This is a genomic window from Microbacterium koreense, assembly GCF_042677105.1.
Classification (GTDB): Bacteria; Actinomycetota; Actinomycetes; order Actinomycetales; family Microbacteriaceae; genus Microbacterium; species Microbacterium koreense.
The window spans coordinates 2,417,804-2,442,666 of record NZ_JBHTIM010000001.1 but is presented as its reverse complement, the minus strand read 5'-3'; the positions used below and the strand labels follow the sequence as shown (position 1 = coordinate 2,442,666).

Sequence of the window (24,863 nt, the reverse complement as noted above, 5' to 3'; positions counted from 1 at the left end):
ATTCTTATCGGCCGGTTGCCGGTTCCTGAATTCTGGGTGAACTCTTCGTTCGTCACGCCGATCTCGTCGGCACCTTCTTGTGACCGATCTTCCGGAAAGCGAACGGTGGAAGCCGCAACCCTCATCGTCGTGCTGGTCATTGCACTGGCCCTCTTCTTCGACTTCACCAACGGTTTCCATGACACCGCGAATGCGATGGCGACGCCCATCGCGACCGGGGCGCTCAAGCCAAGGACCGCCGTGCTCTTGGCCGCGGTCCTGAATCTCGTGGGTGCGTTCTTGTCCACCGAGGTCGCGAAGACGATCTCGGGCGGCATGATCCGCGAGGACGAGATCTCTGTCGCCGTCTTTCCGTCGATCATCTTCGCGGGGCTCATCGGCGCGATCACGTGGAACATGATCACGTGGCTCTTGGGCCTGCCGTCGAGCTCGTCTCACGCCCTGTTCGGCGGGCTCATCGGCGCGACGCTCGTCGGCGTGGGGGCGATGGCGATCGATTTCGGTGTCGTGATGAGCAAGGTGATCCTGCCCGCGGTGATCGCACCGTTGACCGCCGGCATCATCGCGTTCACCGTCACCAAGATCGCCTATGCCGTGACACGACGGTACGACCGGCAGCCCGACGGGCGTGACGGATTCCGCTGGGGGCAGATCTTCACGTCGTCACTCGTCGCGCTCGCCCACGGCACGAACGACGCCCAGAAGACGATGGGAGTCATCACGCTGGCGCTGCTCACCGTCGGGTGGCAATCGGCGGCGAACCCAGACCCTCAACTGTGGGTCATTGTTGCGTGCGCAGTCACCATCGCCCTCGGGACCTACATGGGTGGCTGGCGCATCATCCGCACCCTCGGCAAGGGGCTGACGGACGTGAAGCCCGCGCAGGGGTTCTCGGCGGAAGCGTCGACGGCGTCCACGATCCTCGCGTCCAGCGCGCTCGGCTTCGCGCTCTCGACGACGCAGGTCGCGTCGGGATCCGTCATCGGCTCGGGACTCGGGCGCCGCGGTTCTTCGGTGCGATGGCGCACGGTCGGGCGCATCATGATCGGATGGTTGCTCACTTTGCCGGCCTCCGGCGGGGTCGGGGCGGCCGCGGCACTCGCCGTCGTGTGGCTCGGCACATGGGGGGTGCTCATCGACGCGGTGGTCGCCGTGGCGATCATCTGGGGACTGTTCCAACGGTCCCGACGCAATGCGGTGAACGCGGGCAACGCGATGAGTGAGGTCGCCGATTCGGGGGCGGCGGTGAAGGTTCCCCGCAAACCCGGGCCGACACGCCTGGAGCGCGCGAAGGCGCGCGCGGCGGCACGTCGCGATGCCGATGCCGGCACGGGGGAGGACGAGCGATGATCACGATCGACTGGTTCGCCTTCGTCCAGGTCTTCCTCGCCGCGCTCACCGGTGCGGTGATCGTCGTGGGTTTCTACGCGCTGGGGCTGCGGCTGCTCGTGCGTGGAGGGCGTGCGCCGGTTGTGGCGCCGGCGGAATTCACCGACGCGATCACGATCGTCTCGGCCAAAGAAGCCCGACGAGCCGAGAAGGCCGCCGCACGTGCCGCGCGCCGCAGCCCGCTCACCGAAGGCCAGAAGAGCATCGCGCGCGTCGGCGCCTACGGATGCTTCGCAATGTGTGGCGTCGCGGTGCTCGGCGGGTTGCTGCTCATCGTCTTCAACCACTGACGGTGGTCGGTCGTAGGGTGAGGGGATGGATGCCGCATCCGTCCGTTTCGGACACCACGAACCGCCGCGACGCACCCTGCTGCACCTGAGCGATACCCACCTGCTCGCGGGAGACCGCCGGCTGGCCGGACGTTTCGACACCGCCGAGAACCTGGCGCGGACGCTTGACGCGGTGGAGCGGATGCGGTTGCGCCCCGACGCGATCGTGTTCACCGGTGACCTCACCGACGTGGGCGAGCCCGAGGCATACCGTGCGTTGCGCGCGGCTGTCGAGCCGTTCGCCGAAGGCCTGGGCGCTCCCGTCGTGTGGGTGGCGGGCAACCACGACGAGCGGCCTGCGCTCCGGGCGGGATTACTCGATGCCGCCCCGAGCGAAGAACCGGTGACGGGGGTGTGGGACCTCGAGGGTCTTCGGGTCGTCGCGCTCGATTCGTCGGTGCCGGGATGGCACCACGGTGACCTCGACGAGTCGCAGCTGAGATGGCTCTCCGAGGTACTCGCCGAGCCCGCCCCGTTGGGGACGCTTCTGGCGCTGCACCACCCCCCGCTTCCGTCGCACATCCCCCTGTTCGACATCCTCGAGCTGCGCAACCAGTCCGCGCTCGCGGACGTCATCGCCGGGTCAGACGTGCGGGGAATCCTCGCCGGGCACCTGCATTACTCGACCAGCGGCACATTCGCCGGCGTGCCCGTGAGCGTCGCCGCGGCGACGTGTTACACCATGAACCTGGCGCGCCCCGCGGCGGAGGTCAATGGCATGGACGCCGGGCAGTCGTTCCATCTCGTGCACGTCTACGACGAGACGATCACCCACGCCGTCGTCCCCGTGGTGGACGCGCCGACCGGAGACTTCTTCTCGCAGGAGTGGCTCGAGCGAATGGCGTCGCTCACAGAAGAGGAACGACTGGAGCAGTTCTCGCGCAAGCGCTCCTGATCGCCGCCTCGTACAGGGTGAAGGTTCCGGTGGCCGTTGCGTACAGCCCGCAGCAGACCATGCGCGGGTAGTGTCAGAGGCGCCCTGACCACGACGATGTGAACCCACAAGGACGCCACATGACCTCTGACGCCGCACCCCGCACGCGCACCGAGACCGACTCGCTGGGATCCCTCGAGATTCCCGTTGATGCCTACTGGGGCATCCACACCGCCCGTGCGCTCGAGAACTTCGGAATCTCGCGCCGCCCGATCTCGGTGTATCGCGACCTCGTCGTCGCGCTCGCGATGGTCAAGCAGGCGTCGGCGCGGGCCAACAAGGAGATCGGGGCGCTCCCGGCCGAAAAGGCCGATCTCATCGACCGGGCCGCGCAGGAAGTGATCGAAGGCCGATTCCACGACCAGTTCATCGTCGGTGTGATCCAGGGTGGCGCCGGCACGTCGACGAACATGAACGCGAACGAGGTGATCACCAACATCGCTCTCGAACTCGCCGGTCGCGAGAAGGGTGACTACGCCTTCCTCTCGCCGATCGACCACACCAACCGCAGTCAGTCGACCAACGACGTCTATCCGACGGCCATCAAGGTCGGGCTTGGACTCGACCTCCAATCGCTGCTGGACGAACTCGACCTGCTGCGCCGGTCCTTCCTTGCCAAGGCCCAGGAGTTCCACGGCGTGCTGAAGGTCGGGCGCACCCAGTTGCAGGATGCCGTGCCCATGACCCTCGGTCAGGAGTTCCACGGATTCGCCACGACCCTGGGCGAGGACCACCGGCGTCTCACCGAGAACGCCTACCTCCTCTACGAGGTCAACATGGGCGCCACCGCGATCGGGACGGGGATCACGACCCACCCCGCGTACGGGCCTGCGGTCTTGCGGCACCTCCGCGACATCAGCGGTCTCGACCTCGACCTCGCGACCGATCTCGTCGAGTCCACCAGCGACACCGGCGCCTTCATGTCGTTCTCGTCGTCGCTCAAACGAAACGCCATCAAGCTCTCGAAGATCTGCAACGACCTCAGACTGCTGTCTTCGGGTCCGCAGGCGGGTCTCGGCGAGATCAACCTTCCCGCCCGACAGGCGGGATCGAGCATCATGCCCGGCAAGGTGAACCCGGTCATTCCCGAGGCGGTCAATCAGGTGGCCTTCGCCGTCGCCGGTGCCGACCTCACCGTCACGATGGCCGTCGAGGGCGGCCAGCTCCAGCTCAACGCGTTCGAGCCGATCATCGCCCACTCGATCTTCCAGTCGATCACCTGGATGCGACGCGCCATGCACACGCTGCGGGTCAATTGCGTCGACGGCATCACGGCGAACCGGGAACGCCTCGGCGCGATGGTCGGATCGTCCGTGGGGGTCGTCACCGCGCTCACCCCGTTCATCGGGTACGCAGCGTCGGCGGCTCTGGCCAAGACGGCACTGCTCACCGGACGCAACATCGCCGATCTCGTTGTCGAAGCGGATCTGATGTCGCGCGACGAGGTCGAGAAGCAACTGTCGCCGGCGCGTCTGTCGGGGCTCGAAACGGTGACGGCCGCGATTCCGGTCCTCCAGGCCGCCGAAGACGTGGTCGCGGTGGAGGACCTCCTGCGCGACGACGTCTGAGCGGCGTAGCGCCGCGCGCAGACGCACCGCTACTCTGGCGAGGTCATCCATCGACTCAGGGGAGCACCCAGACATGACAGACCCGAACCAGCCCGCCGACCAGCCGTCGACGCCGCCGCCCGCGCCTGCTCCGCAGCAGCCGTACGCAGCCGCGCCGCCCCCGGCATACGCGCCCCCGGCCGAGCAGACGGTCCCCGGAAAGACTCTCGGCATCGTCGCGTTCGTGCTGTCGTTCTTCATGCAGCTCATCGCGCTCATCCTCGGCATCGTTGCGCTCGTGCAGAGCCGCAAGGCCGGTCAGAAGAACGGTTTCGCGCTCGCCGCGATCATCATCAGCGCGGTGCTGATGGTCATCGGCATCATCGTCGGCATCATCCTGCTCGTGGCGTTCGGCGCCGGTATGGCGGCGATCTGCGACGGCGTGCCGCCGGGCGTCTACGAGCTCGAAGGTGGCGGAACGATCACCTGCGGCTGACCCTGTCAGACCTGATGAGGGCTCTCGCTTCGGCGGGGGCCCTTCGTCGTCGCCTGGGCTGACCGCATCCGTTCAGTCGATCAGTCGGCAATGGGTCGTGAGCGTGCCGATGCCGTCGATCCCGACGGTCACCGTCGAACGGTCGCGCAGGAACACCTGGGGGTCGCGGCTGTAGCCGGCGCCGCCGGGGCTGCCGGTCGAGATGAGGGTGCCGGGAAGCAGTGTCGCCGAGGCCGAGAGATGCGAGATGAGGGTCGCGACCGAGCGCACCATCTGCCCCGTCGTGGCGTCCTGCATCGTGTGGCCGTCGAGCACCGTCCAGATGTGGAGATCTTGCGGGTCCGCGATCTCGTCGGCGGTCACGACGAACGGCCCCGTCGGGGTGAAGCCGTCGAACGACTTGCACCGTGACCACTGCGCTTCGGAGTACTGGATGTCGCGCGCGGTGATGTCGTTGACGACCGTGTACCCCCAGACATGGTCCAACGCCGTGTCGGGGGAGACATCCTTGGCAGGGCGCCCGATGATCACTCCGAGTTCCGCCTCGTAGTCGACGGATTCGCTGAGGGCGCGCGGCCAGGTCGTCGTCGCGTCGTGCCCTGCCAGCGAATTGGGCCACAGTACGAACACTGTCGGCGTCGAGTCGGTCTTCAACCCCAGTTCGCTGGAGTGGGCGGCATAGTTCAAGCCGATCGCGAGGATCACCGGCGGCGCGAGGACCGCGGAGGCGAACGAGAAGCCTTCGAGCGGATGCCGTGCCGCGCCCCCGTCCGCCGCGTCACGCACGCGCGCCAAGAGATCGTCGCCGCCCGCGATGAGCGCTTCGAGTGTCCGGGGTGCACCCGGGAACAGCGTGTCGACGAGGATGGCGTGGTCGTCTCGGATGACGGCGAGGCGGGGATCCACCGACGCGGGGGAGAGCACGTGGGCGAAACGCATCAGACAAATCTAGCGCCCCGGCTCCCCTTCCCCGCGCGCACGCCGTGCCTCTGCGGGGGCGTCCGGGTGTACTGACCTAGGCTCGTGGCATGACGATGGACCCCGGCACGGCGCGCCCTCGCCCGTCGCTCACCCCGCCTGACTTCCCGTCACCGCTGGCGCAGCCCGGTGTGGCGACGCCCGCGTCGATTCCGACCGTGAGTGCGCTGTCGCACACGGTACCGGTGCGTCCGCGCAAGGGACGGACCGCGCCGGTGTGGGCACTCGGCATCCTCGTCGTCGTGCTCGTCGGCCTCATCGCCTACTTCCTCAACGCGATCGGCCCGGCTGCCTCGATCATCGGCATGATCCTCGCCCTGATTCCGCTCGCGGGCGTGATGTTCGCCGTCCACATCATCGATCGGTGGGAGCCCGAACCCCGCAGCCTCGTCATCCTCGCGGTCGCGTGGGGGGCGATCGCCGCGGTCGGGATCGCGTTGGGGTTCGACTTCGTCCTCTCGCTCCTCTTCGGCGCAGGCGCATTCGTGGATGCCCCGTTCTTTTCGGGCGTCGTGCAGGCGCCGGTCGTCGAAGAGGTCGCGAAGGGGCTCGGGGTCTTCCTGATCTTCGCCACCGCGCGCCGCGCATTCGACGGCCCGGTCGACGGCGTCGTCTATGGCGCACTCGTGGGCGCGGGGTTCGCGTTCACCGAGAACATCCAGTACTTCGCGATCAGTTTCATCGAGGGCGGCGTCGCGGACACATCCGTGACGTTCTTCGTGCGCGGCATCCTGTCGCCCTTCGCGCACGTCATGTTCACGAGCGTGATCGGCTTCGCGCTCGGCCTCGCGGCTCGGCGGGGTGCACGCGGCGCCGCGGCGTTCGGCGCGTGGCTGTGGGGGACGATCGGCGCGATCGCGTTGCACGCGCTGTGGAACGGCTCCGCCGTCCTCGGCGACTTTTTCGGCCTGTACTGGACGCTTCAGGTGCCGTTGTTCGTCGTTTTCATCGTCGGCATCGTCGCGTTACGGCGCGAGGAAATTCGTCTGACGCGCAAGCGTCTGGGTGATTACGCGGATGCGGGATGGTTCACCGCACAAGAAGTGGACATGTTGGCGACCCCGTCCGGTCGGCGCGCCGCGCTGTCGTGGGCCGGGACGCTGCGCGGTGACCGTCGCGGCCTGATGAAGGAGTTCATCGCGGATGCGACTGCTCTGGCCGCGGCGCGTCAGCGTGCGATCTCGGGGCGTGACCCGCACGCGGCGGAAGATGAGCACGTGCTGCTCGCCCGGACGTCTGCTGCGCGCGCCGCGCTCTTCGCGCCGTAACGGTGCCCGTCGCGCGCGGTTGCGGGCGCCGGCCGAAAAGGACCCAGCGCCCGGTGCCGCGGCGATGCCTGCGTGTCTCCCGAGCGCTGGGTTGGTCTGGCTTCAGGATGCACCGGTGGGAGAGATCGTGTCAAGGGCGGTGGCGCGCGGCGGTCACGTTGACCGGCGGGGGCGCCTCGGGTTGGATGGATGCCATGACTGCTGACCGCACCAAGCCCGAATTCGACGCTCCTTCGGGACCTGCCCCCACGGAACTCGTCGTCCGCGACATCATCGTCGGCGACGGCGCGGAGGCCAAGCCCGGCGACACCGTGACCGTGCACTACGCCGGTGTCGAGTACGACTCCGGCGAGGAGTTCGACTCGTCGTGGGGACGCGGTGAGACGATCCAGTTTCCGCTGCGCGGCCTCATCCAGGGGTGGCAGGAAGGCATCCCGGGTATGAAGGTGGGCGGACGACGGGAACTCGTCATCCCGCCGCACCTGGCCTATGGTCCCGCGGGCGGCCACTTCCTCGGTGGCAAGACGCTCATCTTCATCATCGATCTCGTCGCCGTCGGCTGATCCGATCTCGGGCCGGGAAACCCCGGCCACGACGCCCCGTGATCACTCATGGGGCGTCGTCATGTTTTCCGCCGGATTGTGCATTCATGGGAATAGAGCCCGCGACACGCAGGTTCCTTCCCGCGAGACCTGCCGGAGAATCTCCGGCTGAAGAAGGGATTTTGCATGACCGACACGACCGTCGACGTTCCCGGCTACCGCGCCGGCACCTGGGTTCTGGACCCCTCCCACAGCGAGGTGCAGTTCAGTGTCCGCCACATGATGATCTCGAAGGTCCGCGGCACCTTCGACGTCAAGGAGGCGACCATCGTCGCGCCCGAGAACCCCCTGGAAGCACGCCTCACCGCGCACGTGGATGCCGCGTCGTTGTCGACCAAGGACGACGGGCGTGACCAGCACCTGCGTTCGGGCGACTTCTTCGACGTCGAGAACCACCCCACGATCGACTTCGTGTCCACCGGCGTGCGGGTCGACGGCGGCGAGTTCCTCGTCGACGGCGACCTCACGATCCGCGGCACCACCAAGCCGGTCACCTTCGAGGTCGACTTCGGCGGGTTCGGATCCGACCCGTGGGGCAACTACAAGGCCGGCGCGACGGCGAAGGCGGTCATCGACCGCGAGGACTTCGGTCTGACCTGGAACGCTGCGCTGGAGACCGGCGGCGTCCTCGTCGGCAAGGACGTGACGATCACGCTCGACCTTCAGGGCGCCCACCAGGCTGCCTGATCGGAGTGTTTCGAAGGGCGGGATGCTGCGGCATCCCGCCCTTCGTCGTGTCCACGGCCGCCGTTCGCAGGGTCGTCGCGCATGCTGGTAGACTCATGCGGTTGCCGTTGGATCGGCCGCGGATGAAGAGAGCTCGCACATCGGGTGACGGGCGCCGCGCAATGAAGAGGAAGGGGATCCCATCTATGGCACTCGAAGCAGACGTCAAGAAGGCGATCATCGAAGAGTACGCGACGCACCCCGGTGACACCGGATCCCCCGAGGTGCAGGTCGCGATGCTGTCGCAGCGCATCAAGGACCTCACCGAGCACCTCAAGGAGCACAAGCACGACCACCACTCGCGTCGTGGTCTGTTCCTGCTCGTTGGTCAGCGCCGCCGCCTGCTGGGTTACCTGCAGGATGTCGACATCAACCGCTACCGTTCGCTCATCGAGCGACTCGGTCTTCGCCGCTGAGGCGAGCGGTCGGACAGCCCCGACCAGCGTTCAATCGCGCAGAACATTCTTGGAAGGCCTCCCCACGGTGTGGGGAGGCCTTCGTCATGCCCGGCCGGTCACGATGCGACGGCGCGCGCGGCGACGAGATCCGCGTGGTGGATCGCGGCGACATCCGGGTGTGCTCGAAGCCGCCATTTGAGGGCGTTCTCGCCGTAGAGGGCGTGGATGGGGTTCTTGGGGTCTTGGGTGACTCCCCGAGCGGATGCCGCGAGCTCCGGCGGAAGATCGATGACGGGCAGCCGGGCATCGAGTGCCGGGTTGAAGAAGAACGGCACCGAGATGCGCTCGTCGGGGGCGACCGGTGAAATCACTCGGTGGTTCGTCGCCGTGAGGTAGCCCTGCGTGGCGTGTTCGAGCAGCTCGCCGATGTTGACGACGAACGCCCCCGGCACGGGGGTGACGTCGATCCAGGTGCCGTCGCGCTCGACCTGGAGTCCGCTCTTGCCGGGTTCGACCCATAGGAGGGTCAAGACTCCCGAGTCCTTGTGGGCTCCGACGCCCTGCTGGGGAGCGGGCGCGGACGAACCGGGGTACTTGACGATCTTCAGCAACGTCTCGGGGTCGCCGAAGTGGCTCTCGAAGTAATCCTCGGGGGCGCCGAGCGCGACGGCCCATGCCCGCAGCAGGCGGCGCGAGACCCCGATCAGGTGGTCTTGCCACTCCTCGATGACGTCGCGCAACTCAGGCTGCGCCGACGGCCAAAGGTTGGGGCCGATCAGGCGCGCGAAGTCTGGCGCGTCGGGGTCGGTGACGGCCGTGCGTTCCGGTCCGATGTCGATCTGCTCGCGCCAGTCGACTTCGCCCTGCGTGCGTTCCCCGCCGACGCGGGTGTATCCGCGGAAATGTGGGCTCTTCACGTTCTCGACAGCCAACTTGTCCTCCACCGGGAGGGCGAAGAAGTCGATCGCTGCGCGGTGGAGGCGCCGTTCGAGGTCGGCCGGGACTCCGGTTCCGGTGAGGCAGAAGAACCCGACTTCGTGGGCGGCGGTACGAAGGTCGTCACGGAAGCGCGCGGCCGCTTCCGGACCTCGATCCAGATCGGACAGATCGAGGACGGGCAAAGTGGGGTCGGTCATCCCACGACCGTACGTCTGTTTCCGAGGGGTGGGGCGCTGTGTTTCGCCGCGTTACCGTCTCGATCGACGGGATCCTGTGGGATCGCGTCGACTGCCTTCGCGGCGGGTGAGGGTCGGATCGCGGAAGAGCCAGGCCGGTCGAGGTTCGACGAGGGGCCGGAACACCCGGCGCACGGGTTTCGTGGCCAGCCCGAGCGCGATCACCACGGACGCCGCCACGACGATGGGCAGCCACAGCCAGGTCGGGTCGAGGTCGCGCAACACCCCGCTCTCGCGGAACGGGTACAACACGAACGAGTGAAGCAGATATACGTACATCGTGTACTGCCCGAAATGGGTCCAGAAATGCGTGCCACGCGGGACGAGGACGAAAAGCGCTGCGCACAGCACCAGTGCGACGACCACCAGGGCGAGGCGCACGCCGCCCGCCCACCACTCGGTCCCGCCGATCGAGGAGTAATTGTCGTTGTAGAACAGCCACTCCCGCAGGTTCATGGCGCGCCACCCGTCGACGAATGCCCAGCACACCCATCCCGCGCCGAGGAACACGCCCCCCGATGCCGCGACCGCCCACCACGGGCGCCGGAGCAGCCGGAGACGTTCGACGATGTCATGCTCGTGGAGCCACCAGCCGAGGGTGAAGAACGGCAGGAGCCCGAGCGTTCGGGACAATGAGAGCGTGGAGTCGATATTGGGGAGGTAGCCGGCTCCGATCGAGATGACGAGCGTCCACAGCAACGGCCAGCGCAGCAGAGCGAGGTAGGGCAGGACGAGCCGGAAGATGCCGAGCGCCAACAGGAACCACAGCGTCCAGGACGGGCGTGTGATGTTCGGGTCGGCCTGGCCCTCGACGAGCCACTTCGTGAACGTCCACAGGCTTTCGAAGATGAGGTACGGAACGAGGATGTCCGTGATGACGCGCGCCATCTGTCGCGCCCCGGGGGACCCGGACTTGGAGAAGTACCCCGAGATGACGGCGAAGGCCGGCATGTGGAACGCGTAGATCAGCAGATAGAGCGCGAGGGCGATGTCGGAGTCGTAGGTGAGCCGCTGAACCGCGTGCCCGAGGACGACGAGCACGATGCAGATGAAGCGGGCGTTGTCCCAGAAGGGCACCCGCGCGCGGCCCGCGCCAGAGGCCCCGGTGGTGGGTGAGCCGGGTGAGCGGGATGCCGCGGAATGCGCCGCAGCGGGTGAATCGGTCATGACGGCGTACCGGGGTCCACTCTATCCTGGGGACACCCCCGGTGCCCGGTTTGCGGGTGCGTTGCCGATCGAAGGAGATTCGCATGCCCGACGCCCCCGTCGTGTCCCTCTCGTCGGGCCGCGTGCGCGGCGTCCGCGACGGCGCGGTCGACCGTTTTCTCGGCGTCCCGTACGCGGCGCCGCCGTTCGGCTCCCGCCGCCACCTGCCGCCGCAGCCGCCGGAACCGTGGGACGGCGAACGGGATGCGACGGCGTTCGGGGCGACGGCTCCGCAGTCGCCCTACCCGCCCGCTCTGCGGCCCTACCTGCCGACGGTTGAGATCGGCGGTCTCGACATCCTCACCGTCAACGTCTGGACGCCGGCGGACCGCCCTGACGACGGGGCTCTCCCCGTGCTCGTGTTCGTCCACGGGGGTGCACTCACCCGAGGATCGGCGGCGCTACCGATCTACGACGGTACGACGTTCGCACGCCATGGGATCGTCTTCGTCTCGGTGCAGTATCGACTCGGCCAAGAAGGGTTCGCGGTGCTCGATGATGCGCCGTTGAACCTTGGCATCCTCGATCAGGAGGCCGCCCTGCGGTGGGTGCGGCGCGAGATCGCATCGTTCGGCGGGGACCCGACGCGGGTGACAGCGATGGGTCAGTCAGCGGGCGCGAACACGTTGGCGGCACTCGTGGCAGCACCCCAGGCCGAGGAGCTGTTCGACCAGGTCATCTTGCAATCGGGGCCGTTGCGGGCGCAGCCGCGGAAGAAGGCCGGACGAATGTCGCGCGAAATCGCCCGCCGTCTTCGCATTCCTCTCAGCCGCGAAGGATTCGGATCCGAAACGCCCTCCGCTCTCGTCGCGGCGCAGACTGAAATCTCGGCACAGGCGACACCGCTGTCCAGTGGGCCATCGGTGGCCGTGACGGTCGGCGAGGACACCGTGCCCGTCGATCCGCTCGGGGTGCTCCTCGCCGGGGCCGGCAACGGAATTCCCGTGGTGATCGGCAGCACGCGCGAGGAGTACCGTCTCTGGTTCGTTCCCGGCGGAACCCTCGACCGGATTCGCTGGATGACGGTGACGCTGGCACGCCTGGCGTCGGGAGTGCCGCGGAGGATCGTCGCGGCGCATCGGCGACGTAACCCCGCGGCACGTCCCGGTGAGGTGCTCGGTGAGATCGTCGGGGACATGCTCGTACGGGGCCCCTTGACCCGGTGGGCCGACAGCCGTCGCGCCGGCGATGCGGCGCCGACGTGGGTGTACGAGTTCCGGTGGAAGAGTCCGATCGACGGCCTCGGAGCCTGTCACGCACTCGAGCTCGGGTTCGTGTTCGACGCGCTGGACAGTCCCGACGCGGTGGCACTCGGCGGCTCCTCGGCGCCGGACGCGCTCGCGAGGGCGATGCACGGCGCCTGGGTTTCGTTCGTCGTCGACGGAGACCCCGGCTGGGAGGCCTGGTCGTCGCGGCATCCCGTTCAGGCGTTCGACGCCGACGGAGGACATATCGACTACGCGCCGCGCGCGGACGAACTCGCCGGCCTTCCGACGCGATAATCTCGACGCGCCATGACGACGATCGACGAGGCCGCCGATCGCGACCACGCGATCGAGGACATCGACTGGCATGTGTTCCCCGACGGGGCTGTGCGGGACACATTCGCCGCGCCCAGCGGACCGCTCGCGCGCGTGCGGTTCGGAGACCCGGCCGATCCGCGCGTCGTCTTGGTGCCGGGAGTGGCGGGGTCGAAGGAGGACTTCATCCACCTGTTCCCGATCCTCGCCGAGGCGGGCTACTTCGTGGAGTCTTTCGACATCGCGGGGCACTACGAATCGGCCGAGGCGGGACCGCATCGCCTGGACCCGCCGCGCCAGGCGTACGACCATGATCTCTTCGCCGACGATCTCATCGCCGTCCTCGAGGACGGCCCGCGCCCCGCCCACGTCCTCGGCTACAGCTTCGCCGGTCTCGTCGTCGAACTCGCCCTGGTGCGCCGGCCAGATCTGTTCGCGAGCATCACACTCATGTCGGCGCCTCCCGCGATCGGCCAGGTGTTCCGCGGGGTGAAGCACATCGGACCGATCTCAGACATGCCGCCGCACCGCGCGGCCGGACTGATCCTGTGGGGAATCCGTTACAACCTCAATCGCACGCCGCCGAACCGTATCGCCTTCGTGCGGGAGCGCATGGCGGCGACACCGCGTCGATGTATCGACGATGTGGTCGGTCTCATGATGACGATGCCCGACATCGCCGACGCGATCGCGGCGGCACCGGTGCCGAAACTGATCGCGGTGGGGGAGCAGGACCTGTGGCCGATCGCGCAGCATCGGGCATGGGGTAAGCGCATCGGCGCACGCGTGGCGGTGTATCCGACGGGACATGCGCCGTGCGAGACGGCGCCGCATCGCTTGGCGCGCGACATGGTGGACATGTTCGAGGGGGCGTGAGCGGCATCCGTCGGAATATTCTCGGACTCACCGTGTTTCATCAGATACATTCATCTGAATAAGAACGGCGATGGAGACCCCGTCGGCGAGAGCAGGAGAGATCGTGGACGACACCACACCCTGGGCCGGAATGCAGTTCGGGCTCATGTCGGTGAGCGACATCACCGAAGACCCCACGACGGGGCACACCCCCAGCGAGGCCGAGAAGATCCAGGCGGCGATCACGATCGCGCGCCACGCCGAGGACGCAGGCCTCGACGTCTTCGCGCTCGGCGAGCACCATAACCCTCCTTTCTGGTCGTCCAGCCCCACCACGACGCTCGCGGCGATCGCGGCACAGACCGAACGGCTCATCGTCTCAACCGCGACCACACTCATCACCACGAACGACCCGGTCAAGATCGCCGAGGACTACGCGATGCTCCAGCACGTCGCCGGCGGGCGCGCGGATCTCATGCTCGGGCGGGGGAACACCGGTCCGGTGTATCCGTGGTTCGGGCAGGACATCCGGCAGGGCTTGCCGTTGGCGATCGAGAACTACAACCTGCTGCACCGACTATGGCGAGAAGACGTCGTCGACTGGGAGGGGAAGTTCCGTTCCCCCCTTCAGGGGTTCACCTCGACGCCGCGGCCTCTCGACGGCGTGCCGCCGTTCGTCTGGCACGGCTCGATCCGCACGCCCGAGATCGCCGAGCAGGCGGCATACTACGGCGACGGCTTCTTCGCGAACAGCATCTTCTGGCCTGCCGAGCACTACCAGCGACTCATCACGCTGTATCGGCAGCGCTACGCCCACTACGGTCATGGTGCCCCCGAAGAGGCGATCGTGGGACTGGGCGGTCAGGTCTTCATGCGCACCAACTCGCAGGATGCGGTGCGCGAATTCCGTCCGTACTTCGACAACGCGCCGGTGTACGGCCACGGGCCGAGCCTCGAGGACTTCAGCGAGATGACCCCCTTGACGGTCGGCTCGCCGCAGCAGGTCATCGACCGCTACGCCGGGATGCGCGACCTGTTCGGCGACTATCAGCGTCAGCTCTTCCTCATCGACCACGCAGGGCTTCCCCTGAAGACCGTCCTCGAACAGATCGACATCCTCGGTGCCGAGGTCGTGCCGGTGCTGCGCCGCGAACTGCAGAAGGACCGTCCGGTGGCCGTGCCCGATGCGCCCACCCACCGTGCGCGCGTTCGCGCCGTCTTCGGTGACGGCCCCGGGCGCCAGGCGCGCCCCGGCGCCAACCGCGGCGACAACCTCACCGCCGGTTCGCCCTACCAGGATGCCGCCACGCCGACCGGTTCGTCTTTCGGCACCGCCGCATCGGTCGGCCGCTGACCTGAAGGGACTGCGCACATGACAACGGCACGACGTATCGCGGTGATCTCTGCGGGTCTGTCCACCCCTTCGTCGACCCGCATGCTCGCCGACCGGCTCGCGGGAGCGACCGCCGCGGCGCTCCGGGTCGATGACGGCGAGGTGCAGTTCGACAGCTTCGAACTGCGTGACTACGCGCACGACATCACCAACCACCTGCTCACCGGTTTCGCACCGCCGGCACTGGACTCGATGATCAACTCCGTCGTCTCCGCCGACGGCATCATCGCGGTCACGCCGATCTTCTCGACGAGCTATTCGGGACTGTTCAAGTCCTTCATCGACGTGCTCGACCCCGATGCGCTCACCGGCAAGCCCGTGCTCCTCGGCGCCACCGCGGGCACCGCCCGCCACTCGCTGGCGATCGACTACGCGATCCGGCCGCTCTTCGTCTATCTGCACGCAGAGCCCGTGTCGACCGGCGTGTTCGCCGCATCCAGCGACTGGGGTGCGCAAGCCGATGACGTCGCGCCGCTCGGTGGCCGCGTCGAGCGCGGTGCGCGAGAGTTTGCCGAGGCGATCTCCCGACGGGATGCCGCGGCATCCGCGGACCCGTTCGATCCCGCGACGTACCTCGGCGAGGGGCGCTCGTTCGGGCATCTCCTCGGAGGACTCGCCGGGGAGTGAGTCACTCCGCCGTCCGTCGTCGCGACAGGCGGGCGACGGCGGCGTCGACCACGACACCCAGCCCCACGGCGACGACCACCGACACGATCACGGCGACCACCGGTCCACCGGGAACGATGATTCCGACGATCGCGCCGACGCTCGCCTGGTAGGTGCTCCACCCCACCGCGGCGATCGCGACCGCCGCCAGGTACCGGGGCGCCGGAGAGCCCGAGGCGCCGGCGACGAGGTTCACCGCCAGTCGGGCGAAAGGAATGAAGCGTGCGGTGAAGACCACGACCGCCGTGCTGCGGTCCAGGCGCGTGCGCGCCCAGCCGAACGCCGCCGACACCCGCGGGCCGCGCATCCATCGCCACCGTTCGAGGCCCACTCGGCGACCGATGGCGAAACACGCCGCATCTCCGCAGAACGCGGCGACCGCGCCGACGGCGATCACCGCGATCAGGGGCGGTGAGCCCGTCGTCACCGCCAGCGCGCCGAACGCCGAGACGGCGGCCTCACCGGGAACCACGACGAGGAACGCATCTGCCACCACGACCGCGAACAGCACCGCGAGCGCCCACGGACTCGCGGCCAGATCGAGCATCCACGTCTCGGCAAGCACACCTCATTGGCTACCCGTCTGCGGTGAACGGCGACCCAACGACGGACGACCGGTGACGCCACGGGGAGCATCCGGTGAACTCTCGTCGCGTCCGGGGCGTTCCCGCGTCGAGCCTCCGCCGGACGCGCCACCCTGGAGGCATGAGAGTCGCGGTGCTCGCCGAATCGTTCCTCCCACACATGAACGGGGTCACGGGATCCGTGCTCCAGGTTCTCCGCCACCTGGCAGACGAAGGCCACGAGACGCTGGTCATCGCGCCGAAGGCCGGGGAAGTCACCGCCGACCTCCACGGTGCTCAGGCGACACTCCTACGATCGGTCCCACTCCCGGCATATCCGCAGGTGCGCGTCGTCTTCGCGCGCGCCGCCCGGCTCGCCGCGGTGCTGCGGGAATTCCGACCCGACGTGATCCACCTCGCCTCGCCGTTCATTCTCGGATGGCAGGGGATCGCCGCGGCGGACCTGCTGCGCGTCCCGACCGTCGCTGTGTATCAGACCGACGTCGCCGCCTACGCCGAGAAATACGGACTCCCGCGGGCCACGGCGCTCGCCGGAGCACACATCGCGCGCCTGCATCGTCGCGCGACGCTCACCCTCGCTCCGTCGACCGCGTCCATGCGGCAGCTCGAAGAACTGGGAGTCGACCGGCTGCGGCGGTGGGGGCGCGGGGTCGACGTCGAACGGTTCGCGCCGCACCGCCGCTCAGACGCATGGCGGCACGCGATCGCGCCCGGGGAGACCCTCATCGGATACGTGGGGCGGCTCGCTCCCGAGAAGCAGGTCGAAGATCTCGCGGCGCTGGCGGGGCTGCCCGGTACGCGCCTCGTCATCGTCGGCGACGGCCCGTCGCGGAAAGAGCTCCAACAGGCGCTTCCCGACGCGATCTTCACCGGCCACCTCGCCGGCGACGCCCTCGCCCAGGCTGTCGCGGGTTTCGACGTCTTCGTGCATCCGGGTGAGAGCGAGACCTTCGGACAGACGATCCAAGAAGCACTCGCCAGCGGGGTGCCGGTCATCGCCACGGGCACCGGTGGACCGGTGGACCTCGTGCGCTCGAGCGTCGACGGCTGGCTGTACCGCCCGGGAGACCTCACCGATCTGCGTGCGCGTGTGGCCGACCTCACCGGTGACCCGGCCAAGCGACGTGCGTTCGCCACCGCGGCGCGCAACGGCGTGCGCGGGCGCACCTGGAGCGCGCTGTGCCGAGAACTGGTCGGTCACTACGAGGACGCGCGGATGCTGCGGCCGATCGACGACAAGCGCCTCGCGCGGGGGACGACCCGCCCCGTCCCGGTGAGCCCGCGCCCCGGCGCCGTGCGGTGGTCGCGCTATGTGGCGCTCGGTGACTCACTGACCGAAGGGCTCTGTGACACTTCACGCATGCCCGACGGGACCTATCGGGGCTGGGCGGATCGACTCGCGCACCTGCTGGTGAACGACACCGCGGGCGCGGGAGAACTGCGCTACGCGAACCTCGCGGTTCGCAGCCGACGCGTGCGTGACCTCGTGCAGGATCAGGTTCCGCAGGCTCTCACACTGCGCCCCGACCTCGTGTCGATCCTCATGGGTGCCAATGACCTCGTCGGTGGGACGTCCGACCCCTGTCGGCTCGCCCGCGATCTCGAGGAGGCAGTGCGGTGCCTGCGTGCCGCCGGTGCCGACGTCCTGTTGGTGACGCCGTTCCTTCCGCATCGACTCACCGCGCGCGTGTTCGCCCGTCGCTTCGCCGCCTTCGCCGACGAACTTCGCAGGATCGCCACTGCGCACGGGGCGATCCTGCTCGACGTCGAGGCGTTGCCGGCGATCGGAGATCTCGGAATGTGGGCCGACGACAAGGTGCACCTGCGATCGAAGGGTCACCGGTTCTTGGCGTACCGCGCCGCGGACGCCCTCGGCGTCGCCGACGCCGAGGCGCTCGGCGGTTTGGATGCCGCGCTCCACGCCGACGACGATCAGCCGGCCCGCTCGGGGTGGCTCACCCGCGACGCGTTGCCGTGGGTGTGGCGCCGGCTACGCGGCAGGACCGCCGGCGACGGACTCAGCGCGAAGCACGCGGCGGGTTACGTCGTGATCCGGCGTGAGGGCGGCATCCGCTCGCACCGCACCGTGGAGTGAGCGGGTTCAGTCCTCGCCCACCGGGGGCAGTGCATCCGCTTCGTCATTCATCTCGAGCGGACCCTCTTCGGCGTCGGCGCCGTCGAGGTCGGGGAGTTGGTCGGCGTCTTCGGTGATCTTGCCGAACGTAGGGTCGAAGACCATGGTTCGTCTCCTCGCGGTAGATGGACGCGCTCTCGCACGCGGTGATTCCACTGTGCCACGACGGGCGTCGAAGCCGGTATCCCGGCGTCCGCTGGTAAGGTGGTTCGGGTTGCCCTTGCGGCATCCGCTCAATTCAACATGAGCTCCTGGAGCAGGCCGGCAGCAAGCTGGTCCCCTGTGGTGGGTTCCTCTCCCGTGCGGAGGGTGGCTTTCTACTGGTGGCCAGCGCAGGCGGTCCCGAAGACCCTCTTCGCGCGCGCCGATAATCTGCCTGTTCCTGCTCCTTCGCGAACCCTCGCCCGCCACACGGGCGTGCGAGGCAAAACAAAGAAGGAGAGACCTCTTGGAAGGTCCTGAAATCACCGCAGCCGAAGCCGTCCTCGACAACGGCCGCTTCGGCACCCGCACCGTCCGCTTCGAGACCGGACGCCTCGCGCAGCAGGCGCAGGGTTCGGTCGCCGCGTACCTCGACGACGAAACCATGCTGCTGTCGGCCACGAGCGCCGGAAAGCACCCGCGTGAAGGCTTCGACTTCTTCCCGCTGACCGTCGACGTCGAAGAGCGCTCTTACGCCGCCGGAAAGATCCCCGGCTCGTTCTTCCGCCGCGAAGGACGCCCCTCGACCGAAGCGATCCTCGTCTGCCGTCTCATCGACCGCCCGTTGCGCCCGTCGTTCGTCGACGGACTGCGCAACGAGGTGCAGATCGTCGTTACCGTGCTCTCGATCGCTCCGGGCGAGTTCTACGACGCGCTGGCGATCAACGCCGCGTCCCTGTCGACGCAGATCTCGGGCCTGCCGTTCTCGGGGCCCATCGCCGGTGTGCGCCTTGCGCTCATGCCCGGCCACGGCGACCACGCCGACCAGTGGGTCGCGTTCCCGACCGCCGCGCAGGTCGAGGACGCGGTCTTCGACCTCATGGTCGCCGGTCGCGTGCTGCCCGACGGCGACGTCGCGATCATGATGGTCGAGGCCGAAGCCACCGAGAACAGCTGGAACCTCATCAAGGGCGGCGCCACCAAGCCGAGCGAAGAGATCGTCGCGCAGGGACTCGAGGCCGCCAAGCCCTTCCTGAAGGAGCTCGTCGCCGCACAGAACGTCGTCTCGAACACCGCGGCGAAGGAGATCCAGCCGTACCCGGTCTTCCCGGCGTACAGCCAGGAGGTCTACGACTTCGTCGCCGGGCGTGCCTACGACCGCCTCGTGCCGGTGTACCAGATCGCCGACAAGCAGGAGCGCCAGAGCGCAGACGACGCCATCAAGGATGACGTCAAGGCGCAGCTCATCGCCGCCGTCGAGGCGGGGGAGCTGCCCGCCGCGGCGCCGCTGGAGTTCTCGGCCGCCTACAAGTCGGTGACGAAGCTGATCGTCCGCAGCCGCATCCTCGGCGAGGGTGTGCGCATCGACGGCCGAGGCCTCGCCGACATCCGTCCGCTCGACGCAGAGGTGCAGGTCATCCCGCGCGTGCACGGTTCGGCGATCTTCCAGCGCGGAGAGACGCAGATCCTCGGGGTCACGACGCTCAACATGCTCAAGATGGAGCAGCAGATCGACTCGCTGTCGCCCACGACCAGCAAGCGCTACATGCACCACTACAACTTCCCGCCCTACTCGACCGGTGAGACCGGTCGCGTAGGCAGCCCGAAGCGTCGCGAGATCGGCCACGGTTTCCTGGCCGAGCGCGCGCTCGTTCCGGTTCTGCCCAGCCGCGAGGAGTTCCCCTACGCGATCCGTCAGGTCTCCGAGGCGCTCAGCTCCAACGGGTCGACCTCGATGGGGTCGGTCTGCGCCTCGACGCTGTCGCTGCTGAACGCGGGTGTGCCGCTGCGCGCTCCCGTCGCGGGCATCGCGATGGGTCTGGTCTCGGACGAGGTCGACGGCGAGACGCGCTACGCCGCGCTCACCGACATCCTCGGCGCCGAAGACGCACTCGGTGACATGGACTTCAAGGTCGCCGGCACGAGCGAGTTCGTCACGGCCATCCAGCTCGACACGAAGCTCGACGGCATCCCGTCGTCGGTGCTCTCGGCTGCGCTGCAGCAGGCGCACGAGGCGCGCATCACGATCCTGAACGTGCTCAACGAGGCGATCGACGCCCCCGACGAGATGGCGCCGACGGCGCCGCGCGTCATCAGCGTCCAGATTCCCGTCGACAAGATCGGTGAGCTGATCGGGCCCAAGGGCAAGACGATCAACGCCATCCAGGACGAGACCGGCGCCCAGATCTCCATCGAGGAGGACGGCACCGTCTACATCGGCGCCACCGACGGCCCCGCGGCCGAAGCCGCCCGCGCCCAGGTCAACGCGATCGCGAACCCCACGAACCCGGAGGTCGGCGAGCAGTTCCTCGGAACCGTCGTCAAGATCGCCACGTTCGGAGCGTTCATCTCGCTGCTGCCGGGCAAGGACGGGCTGCTGCACGTCAGCGAGGTCCGCAAGCTCGCCGGCGGCAAGCGTGTCGAGAACGTCGAGGACGTCGTGTCGGTCGGCCAGAAGCTCCTCGTGCGCATCACGAAGATCGATGACCGCGGCAAGCTGTCGCTCGAGCCTGTCCTCGAAGAGGCTGCGGACCAGGAGGGTCGCGACGCGGCCAACGCCGGTCCGGAGGCGCCCGCCGAGGGCTGATCCCGCTCGATGATCCGTCGGATGCCCGTCCCCCAGTGGGGGCGGGCATCCGACGTTTCTGCGGCATTTCGGCGCGATGTGACGGAACCGTTATCGAATGTTTACCGACAGGATGCCGTAGCTCACGGTCCTGTCCATGGTCTGTCCTAGCCTGAAGGTATCTCGCCGGGGGGGTGGGCACAGCCACCGCGAGGGTGGTTTCGAGGGGGTGCAGAATGAGTCGTACCGACGTACACTCTGCGGCTGCGTCCGTGTCGACCTGGCCGCCCGCAGCATCCCCGTTCCTGCACCCGTCTGCGCCGATCCCCGTGCAGGGGGCGCCGGTGGGACAGGGCATCCGCGTTGCGCTCGGCGAATCCGGGCTGAACGTCTTTCCGCTCATCCTCGGTGGCGCCGAGTTCGGATGGAACGTCGATCTCGAGACGAGCCACGACATCCTCGATGCCTACGCGGGGCGCGGCGGCAACGTCATCCACACCGCCGACCGCTACGCGGCAGGACGCAGCGAGCACATCATCGGGCAGTGGGTGCACACGCGCGGTGTACGTGACGACGTGGTGCTGGCCGTTCGCGTCGGGGGCCACCCCGACAATCCGGGCCTCGGACCCGTCAGCCTCGTGCGCGCCGTCGAAGCCTCACTCACGCGTCTGCGCACCGACCACATCGACGTGCTCTACCTCGACGGCGGCACCGACTCGGTGACGGCAATGGAAGACACCCTCGCCACGGCCGAATGGCTCGTGGGCGCGGGCAAGGTGCGCGCGCTCGGCGCCGTGGGCTACACCGCCGAGCAGCTCGTCGAGGCGCGGATCATCGCCTCCGCCGGGTACCCGCGCATCAGTGTGCTCGACGTCCCCTTCAACATCGTCCGCCGCCACGAGTTCGACGACGACCTCCGACTGGTCGCCGGCGCGCAGGGCATGGCGGTCACACCGTCCCACGCGCTCGAGCATGGCTTCCTCGCCGGCCGGCAACGCACGCGCGGGCGCGGCTCTCTGTCCGTACGCGGAGCACAGATTGCTGCGAACCTCACGCGGCGCGGCGGGCGCACCCTTCGCGCGCTCGATCAGGTCGGGGCAGAGCTCGGCGTTCCCGACGCGGCCGTGGCGGTGGCGTGGCTGCTGGCGCAGAAGCTCGTGACGGCCCCGATCGTCAACGCCTACGCGCCACAGCACGTCGAAGAACTCGTCCAGGGTGTCGGGGTGCGACTCGGCCGTGCACATCTCGCAGACATCGCGCGCGCCTCGGTGTGACACGCCATACCCACGTTCGCGAGGCGTGACGTAAACTCGAACGGTGTGCCGCGCGGCACATTCGACCGAGTTCCCCGACGAAGCGAGCACTGTGACGCACTACATCTATCTCGTGCGCCATGGCGAGCATCAGGATGCGGAGCATGGCTTGGTGGATGGTCCGTTGTCGCCGCGAGGGCGTCGACAAGCCGAGTTGCTCGCCGACCGACTGTCGGGGGTGCCGTTCGACGGCGTGTGGCATTCGCCGCTCACGCGCGCAGCCGAGACCGCGAACGCCTTCGCCGCACGAATGCCCTCGCTCTCGCCGCAACCGTCGTCGTTGCTGTTCGACTGCGTGCCGACCGGGATGACACCCGACACGCCCGCCGCCTACGAGCCGTTCTTCGGTGCGGTCACCGAGGAAGAGATCGACGCGGGGCGCGCGCAGATGGACGATGCGATCAACGCTTTCCTGGTTCGCAAGAGCGGCGAGGTGCACGACCTCCTCATCACCCACAACGTCGTGATCGCGTGGTTCGTGCGTGAGGTCTTGCAGACCCCCGATTGGCGCTGGATGACGATCAACCAGGCCAACTGCGGTTTGACCGTGCTGGCCCAGCGTGCGGGCCGCCCGTGGACCCTCCTGACACACAACGACCTGGCGCACCTGCCGGTCGAGCTGCGTACGGGGTTGCCCGAGGGCGTTCTGGTCTGAGCGGCGCCCGCTGAGAGCCCCCGGCCTCATCCTGCTTCGGCATCGGCGTCCGTGCCCTTGGTCCGTGCCCTTGGTGCGTGGCCGCCGGGATGTCGGGTGGGCATCTGCGTAACTCCACGGATCCGGGCGGGCGCGGAGCCTCACGTCCCGGGAGTACGGGGGTTGCGCGGCGGCTGGCTCCCGAATCGGTGGAGATGCGCAGGTCGGATCAGAGTGACTTGCCGTACCACCGCGTCGCGTTCGGGTTGTCGTTGTAGCGCTCGATCCGGGTGAACCCGGTGGCGGAGTACAGGGCGGCCGCTGCCTCCAACGAGTGGTGCGTGTCGAGCACGAGGTCGGCGGCGCCGAGCTCGCGCGCCCGAGCCTCGAGGTCCTCCATGAGCATGCGACCCCAGCCGCGCCCGCGCGTCTCGGGCCGCAGGTAGAGGTGCTTGACCTCGTAGCGGAGTCCGTGCGGGCCGTCCTCGATGCGGCGGATGCCGCCGCATCCCACCGGGGACCCGTCGTCGTCGCGGACGACGACGAAGACGCCGGCAGGCGGTTCGAAGGCCGAGGCGTCGGGGAAGCGTGTCGTGTAGACGACGTTCTGGTGCGCGAACCCGATCTCGCGCGAATGGAAGTACTCGGTCAGGAGCTCTCGGGCGATCGGAGAGTCGGCCGAGGTCGGGGCCATCGCAACCATCGCACCAGGCTAGCCGTCTGCATCCGTCGTCGACGACGCACCTAGGATGGAGCGCATGACGACGCGTGTGGCCATCGTGGGCGGAACCGGCAAACTCGGCGCGATCATCCGTGACGTCGTCGAGGCGAGCGACGACTTCGAGGTCGCGGCCATCCTGACGTCGCAGTCGTCCCTGGACGAGCTGGACGGCGCGGACCTCGTCGTCGATGCCAGTACGCCGTCGGTGTCGGTCGAGGTCGTGCGTGCCGCAACAGACCGCGGCATCAACGTGCTCGTGGGTACCTCGGGCTGGTCAGCCGAACGTATCGATCGTCTGCGTCCCACGGTCGCCGATGCCGGCACCGGCGTGGTCATCATCCCCAACTTCTCGCTCGGTTCCGTGCTGGGCAGTGCCCTCGCCGCCGCTGCGGCGCCGTTCTTCCCCTCGGTCGAGATCGTCGAGGCCCATCGCGAGTCGAAGATCGACTCTCCCAGCGGTACGGCGGTGCGCACCGCCGAACTCATCGCCGCTGCGCGGTCGGCGGTCGGACCGGTTGAGTCTCCCCATGTCGACCAGCGCGCGCGGGGGCAGCAGGTGGCGAGCATCCCGATCCACTCGCTGCGGCGTCCCGGTGTGGTGGCGCGACAGGAGACGGTGCTCTCGGGGCCGGGGGAGACTCTCGCGATCGTCCACGACACCGTGGAGCCTGCTCGTGCGTACAGCCCGGGGATCGCCCTGGCGCTCGCAGGAGCGCGGGATGCGGTCGGTGTGGTCGTGGGTCTCGACGCGTTCCTGGACATCGGGTTGCGGATGCCGGCCTCGCGTCGAGGCTCGAGCGTCGACGAGGGTGACGTATCCGGACAGGTCGCGCAGGCGACCGGCGCATGACCACGCGTATCGCCGTCATCGTCATGGCGGTGCTGCTGGCGGTCTACATCGTGCTGGTAGGGCAGCGGGCCGTCCTGCTCGTGCAGAGCGGTGACCCGGTGGGGGTCACGATGGGGATCGTGTTGCTCGTGTTGCCGCTGCTGGCGGCGTGGGGGCTCGGTCGTGAACTGTGGTTCGGCGTGAAGGCGCAGCGGCTCGGGACACGGCTTGAGCGTGAAGGCGGACTGCCCGAGGACGAGGTGTCGGTGCGCCCGAGCGGGCGTGTTCTGCGCGACGAGGCCGATGAGGTCTTCCCTCGGTATCGCGCGGATGCCGAACAGCACCCGGACGACTGGCGCGCCTGGTACCGACTCGGGCTCGCGTACGATGCCGCCGGCGACCGGCGCCGGGCTCGCGACGCGGTGCGCACGGCGATCCGGCTCGAGGCGCGCGGCTGAC

Annotated in this window: 25 protein-coding genes; 19 read left to right on the top strand and 6 right to left on the bottom strand. The window is 68.4% G+C overall.

All coding sequences use genetic code 11. The features are described from left to right. Positions 1-105 precede the first annotated feature (105 nt). From ACFQZV_RS11535 to ACFQZV_RS11515, 5 genes are all read left to right on the top strand, one after another. Positions 106-1,350: an inorganic phosphate transporter gene (locus ACFQZV_RS11535; protein ID WP_378749657.1), complete on the top strand. Its 1,245-nt coding sequence runs from the start codon at positions 106-108 to the stop codon at positions 1,348-1,350. After that, positions 1,347-1,679: a peptidase gene (locus tag ACFQZV_RS11530; protein ID WP_378749655.1), complete on the top strand. Its 333-nt coding sequence runs from the start codon at positions 1,347-1,349 to the stop codon at positions 1,677-1,679. Before ACFQZV_RS11535 ends, ACFQZV_RS11530 begins: the two co-directional genes overlap by 4 nt. Positions 1,680-1,704: 25 nt before the next feature. Further along, on the top strand, positions 1,705-2,613 hold the full coding sequence (locus ACFQZV_RS11525) for a phosphodiesterase (protein ID WP_378749653.1): 909 nt from the start codon (positions 1,705-1,707) through the stop codon (positions 2,611-2,613). Between the two features lie 119 nt (positions 2,614-2,732). Beyond that, positions 2,733-4,220 carry an aspartate ammonia-lyase gene (locus tag ACFQZV_RS11520; protein ID WP_378749651.1) on the top strand — a complete coding sequence of 496 codons (1,488 nt, stop codon included), beginning with the start codon at positions 2,733-2,735 and terminating at the stop codon, positions 4,218-4,220. Between the two features lie 73 nt (positions 4,221-4,293). Next, the gene (locus ACFQZV_RS11515; protein ID WP_378749649.1) at positions 4,294-4,695 is read left to right on the top strand and encodes a DUF4190 domain-containing protein; all 402 of its coding nucleotides are present in this window, start codon (positions 4,294-4,296) and stop codon (positions 4,693-4,695) included. A 72-nt stretch (positions 4,696-4,767) separates the two neighbouring features. On the opposite strand, the gene ACFQZV_RS11510 is transcribed toward ACFQZV_RS11515, so the two are convergent. Next, positions 4,768-5,634, bottom strand: a complete 867-nt coding sequence (locus ACFQZV_RS11510; RefSeq protein ID WP_378749647.1) for a fumarylacetoacetate hydrolase family protein — start codon at positions 5,632-5,634, stop codon at positions 4,768-4,770. Between the two features lie 89 nt (positions 5,635-5,723). Between ACFQZV_RS11510 and ACFQZV_RS11505 the strand changes: the two genes are divergently transcribed. The 4 genes from ACFQZV_RS11505 to rpsO all read left to right on the top strand — a co-directional run bounded on the left by ACFQZV_RS11505 (position 5,724) and on the right by rpsO (position 8,685). Continuing rightward, a complete protein-coding gene (locus ACFQZV_RS11505) occupies positions 5,724-6,941 on the top strand; it encodes a PrsW family intramembrane metalloprotease (protein WP_378749645.1) in 1,218 nt (405 codons plus the stop codon). Positions 6,942-7,135: 194 nt separating this feature from the next. Further along, on the top strand, positions 7,136-7,504 hold the full coding sequence (locus ACFQZV_RS11500; protein WP_378749643.1) for an FKBP-type peptidyl-prolyl cis-trans isomerase: 369 nt from the start codon (positions 7,136-7,138) through the stop codon (positions 7,502-7,504). Between the two features lie 165 nt (positions 7,505-7,669). Beyond that, positions 7,670-8,230 carry a YceI family protein gene (locus ACFQZV_RS11495; RefSeq protein WP_378749641.1) on the top strand — a complete coding sequence of 187 codons (561 nt, stop codon included), beginning with the start codon at positions 7,670-7,672 and terminating at the stop codon, positions 8,228-8,230. A 185-nt stretch (positions 8,231-8,415) separates the two neighbouring features. Next, complete coding sequence (gene rpsO, locus ACFQZV_RS11490) at positions 8,416-8,685, top strand: 30S ribosomal protein S15 (RefSeq protein ID WP_040163368.1); 270 nt, start codon at positions 8,416-8,418, stop codon at positions 8,683-8,685. 98 nt (positions 8,686-8,783) lie between these two features. Here rpsO and ACFQZV_RS11485 read toward each other — a convergent pair whose 3' ends face one another. Next, positions 8,784-9,803 (bottom strand): isopenicillin N synthase family dioxygenase, encoded by a 1,020-nt coding sequence (locus ACFQZV_RS11485; RefSeq protein ID WP_378749639.1) that lies wholly within the window; start codon positions 9,801-9,803, stop codon positions 8,784-8,786. Positions 9,804-9,854: 51 nt separating this feature from the next. Next, positions 9,855-11,009 carry an acyltransferase family protein gene (locus ACFQZV_RS11480; RefSeq protein ID WP_378749637.1) on the bottom strand — a complete coding sequence of 385 codons (1,155 nt, stop codon included), beginning with the start codon at positions 11,007-11,009 and terminating at the stop codon, positions 9,855-9,857. An 83-nt stretch (positions 11,010-11,092) separates the two neighbouring features. On the opposite strand from ACFQZV_RS11480, the gene ACFQZV_RS11475 reads away from it, so the two are divergent. The 4 genes from ACFQZV_RS11475 to ACFQZV_RS11460 all read left to right on the top strand — a co-directional run bounded on the left by ACFQZV_RS11475 (position 11,093) and on the right by ACFQZV_RS11460 (position 15,443). Next, positions 11,093-12,550 carry a carboxylesterase/lipase family protein gene (locus tag ACFQZV_RS11475; RefSeq protein ID WP_378749635.1) on the top strand — a complete coding sequence of 486 codons (1,458 nt, stop codon included), beginning with the start codon at positions 11,093-11,095 and terminating at the stop codon, positions 12,548-12,550. A gap of 12 nt (positions 12,551-12,562) precedes the next feature. Continuing rightward, on the top strand, positions 12,563-13,444 hold the full coding sequence (locus tag ACFQZV_RS11470; protein WP_378749633.1) for an alpha/beta fold hydrolase: 882 nt from the start codon (positions 12,563-12,565) through the stop codon (positions 13,442-13,444). 130 nt (positions 13,445-13,574) lie between these two features. Beyond that, positions 13,575-14,777, top strand: a complete 1,203-nt coding sequence (locus ACFQZV_RS11465; RefSeq protein ID WP_378749732.1) for an LLM class flavin-dependent oxidoreductase — start codon at positions 13,575-13,577, stop codon at positions 14,775-14,777. Between the two features lie 18 nt (positions 14,778-14,795). Continuing rightward, positions 14,796-15,443: a CE1759 family FMN reductase gene (locus ACFQZV_RS11460; protein WP_378749631.1), complete on the top strand. Its 648-nt coding sequence runs from the start codon at positions 14,796-14,798 to the stop codon at positions 15,441-15,443. Position 15,444: 1 nt separating this feature from the next. Here ACFQZV_RS11460 and ACFQZV_RS11455 read toward each other — a convergent pair whose 3' ends face one another. Further along, positions 15,445-16,047 carry a DedA family protein gene (locus ACFQZV_RS11455; RefSeq protein ID WP_378749629.1) on the bottom strand — a complete coding sequence of 201 codons (603 nt, stop codon included), beginning with the start codon at positions 16,045-16,047 and terminating at the stop codon, positions 15,445-15,447. Positions 16,048-16,187: 140 nt separating this feature from the next. Here ACFQZV_RS11455 and ACFQZV_RS11450 point away from each other — a divergent pair, with 140 nt between their 5' ends. Further along, a complete protein-coding gene (locus tag ACFQZV_RS11450) occupies positions 16,188-18,161 on the top strand; it encodes a glycosyltransferase (RefSeq protein ID WP_378749628.1) in 1,974 nt (657 codons plus the stop codon). 6 nt (positions 18,162-18,167) lie between these two features. Here ACFQZV_RS11450 and ACFQZV_RS11445 read toward each other — a convergent pair whose 3' ends face one another. After that, positions 18,168-18,305 (bottom strand): hypothetical protein, encoded by a 138-nt coding sequence (locus tag ACFQZV_RS11445; RefSeq protein WP_378749626.1) that lies wholly within the window; start codon positions 18,303-18,305, stop codon positions 18,168-18,170. 343 nt (positions 18,306-18,648) lie between these two features. Between ACFQZV_RS11445 and ACFQZV_RS11440 the strand changes: the two genes are divergently transcribed. The 3 genes from ACFQZV_RS11440 to ACFQZV_RS11430 all read left to right on the top strand — a co-directional run bounded on the left by ACFQZV_RS11440 (position 18,649) and on the right by ACFQZV_RS11430 (position 22,875). Beyond that, positions 18,649-20,928, top strand: coding sequence for a polyribonucleotide nucleotidyltransferase (locus ACFQZV_RS11440; RefSeq protein ID WP_378749624.1), 2,280 nt, complete (start codon positions 18,649-18,651; stop codon positions 20,926-20,928). 251 nt (positions 20,929-21,179) lie between these two features. Continuing rightward, complete coding sequence (locus tag ACFQZV_RS11435; protein ID WP_378749622.1) at positions 21,180-22,181, top strand: aldo/keto reductase; 1,002 nt, start codon at positions 21,180-21,182, stop codon at positions 22,179-22,181. A 91-nt stretch (positions 22,182-22,272) separates the two neighbouring features. After that, positions 22,273-22,875 (top strand): histidine phosphatase family protein, encoded by a 603-nt coding sequence (locus ACFQZV_RS11430; protein ID WP_378749730.1) that lies wholly within the window; start codon positions 22,273-22,275, stop codon positions 22,873-22,875. 208 nt (positions 22,876-23,083) lie between these two features. Here the strand turns inward: ACFQZV_RS11430 and ACFQZV_RS11425 are convergent, their stop codons facing one another. Beyond that, a complete protein-coding gene (locus ACFQZV_RS11425) occupies positions 23,084-23,557 on the bottom strand; it encodes a GNAT family N-acetyltransferase (RefSeq protein WP_378749620.1) in 474 nt (157 codons plus the stop codon). A gap of 55 nt (positions 23,558-23,612) precedes the next feature. Here ACFQZV_RS11425 and dapB point away from each other — a divergent pair, with 55 nt between their 5' ends. Both dapB and ACFQZV_RS11415 read left to right on the top strand, forming a co-directional pair. Next, the gene (gene dapB, locus ACFQZV_RS11420; RefSeq protein ID WP_378749618.1) at positions 23,613-24,425 is read left to right on the top strand and encodes a 4-hydroxy-tetrahydrodipicolinate reductase; all 813 of its coding nucleotides are present in this window, start codon (positions 23,613-23,615) and stop codon (positions 24,423-24,425) included. Continuing rightward, entirely contained in the window at positions 24,422-24,862 is a 441-nt protein-coding gene (locus ACFQZV_RS11415; protein ID WP_378749616.1) for a hypothetical protein, read from the top strand. Before dapB ends, ACFQZV_RS11415 begins: the two co-directional genes overlap by 4 nt. Position 24,863 lies beyond the last annotated feature (1 nt).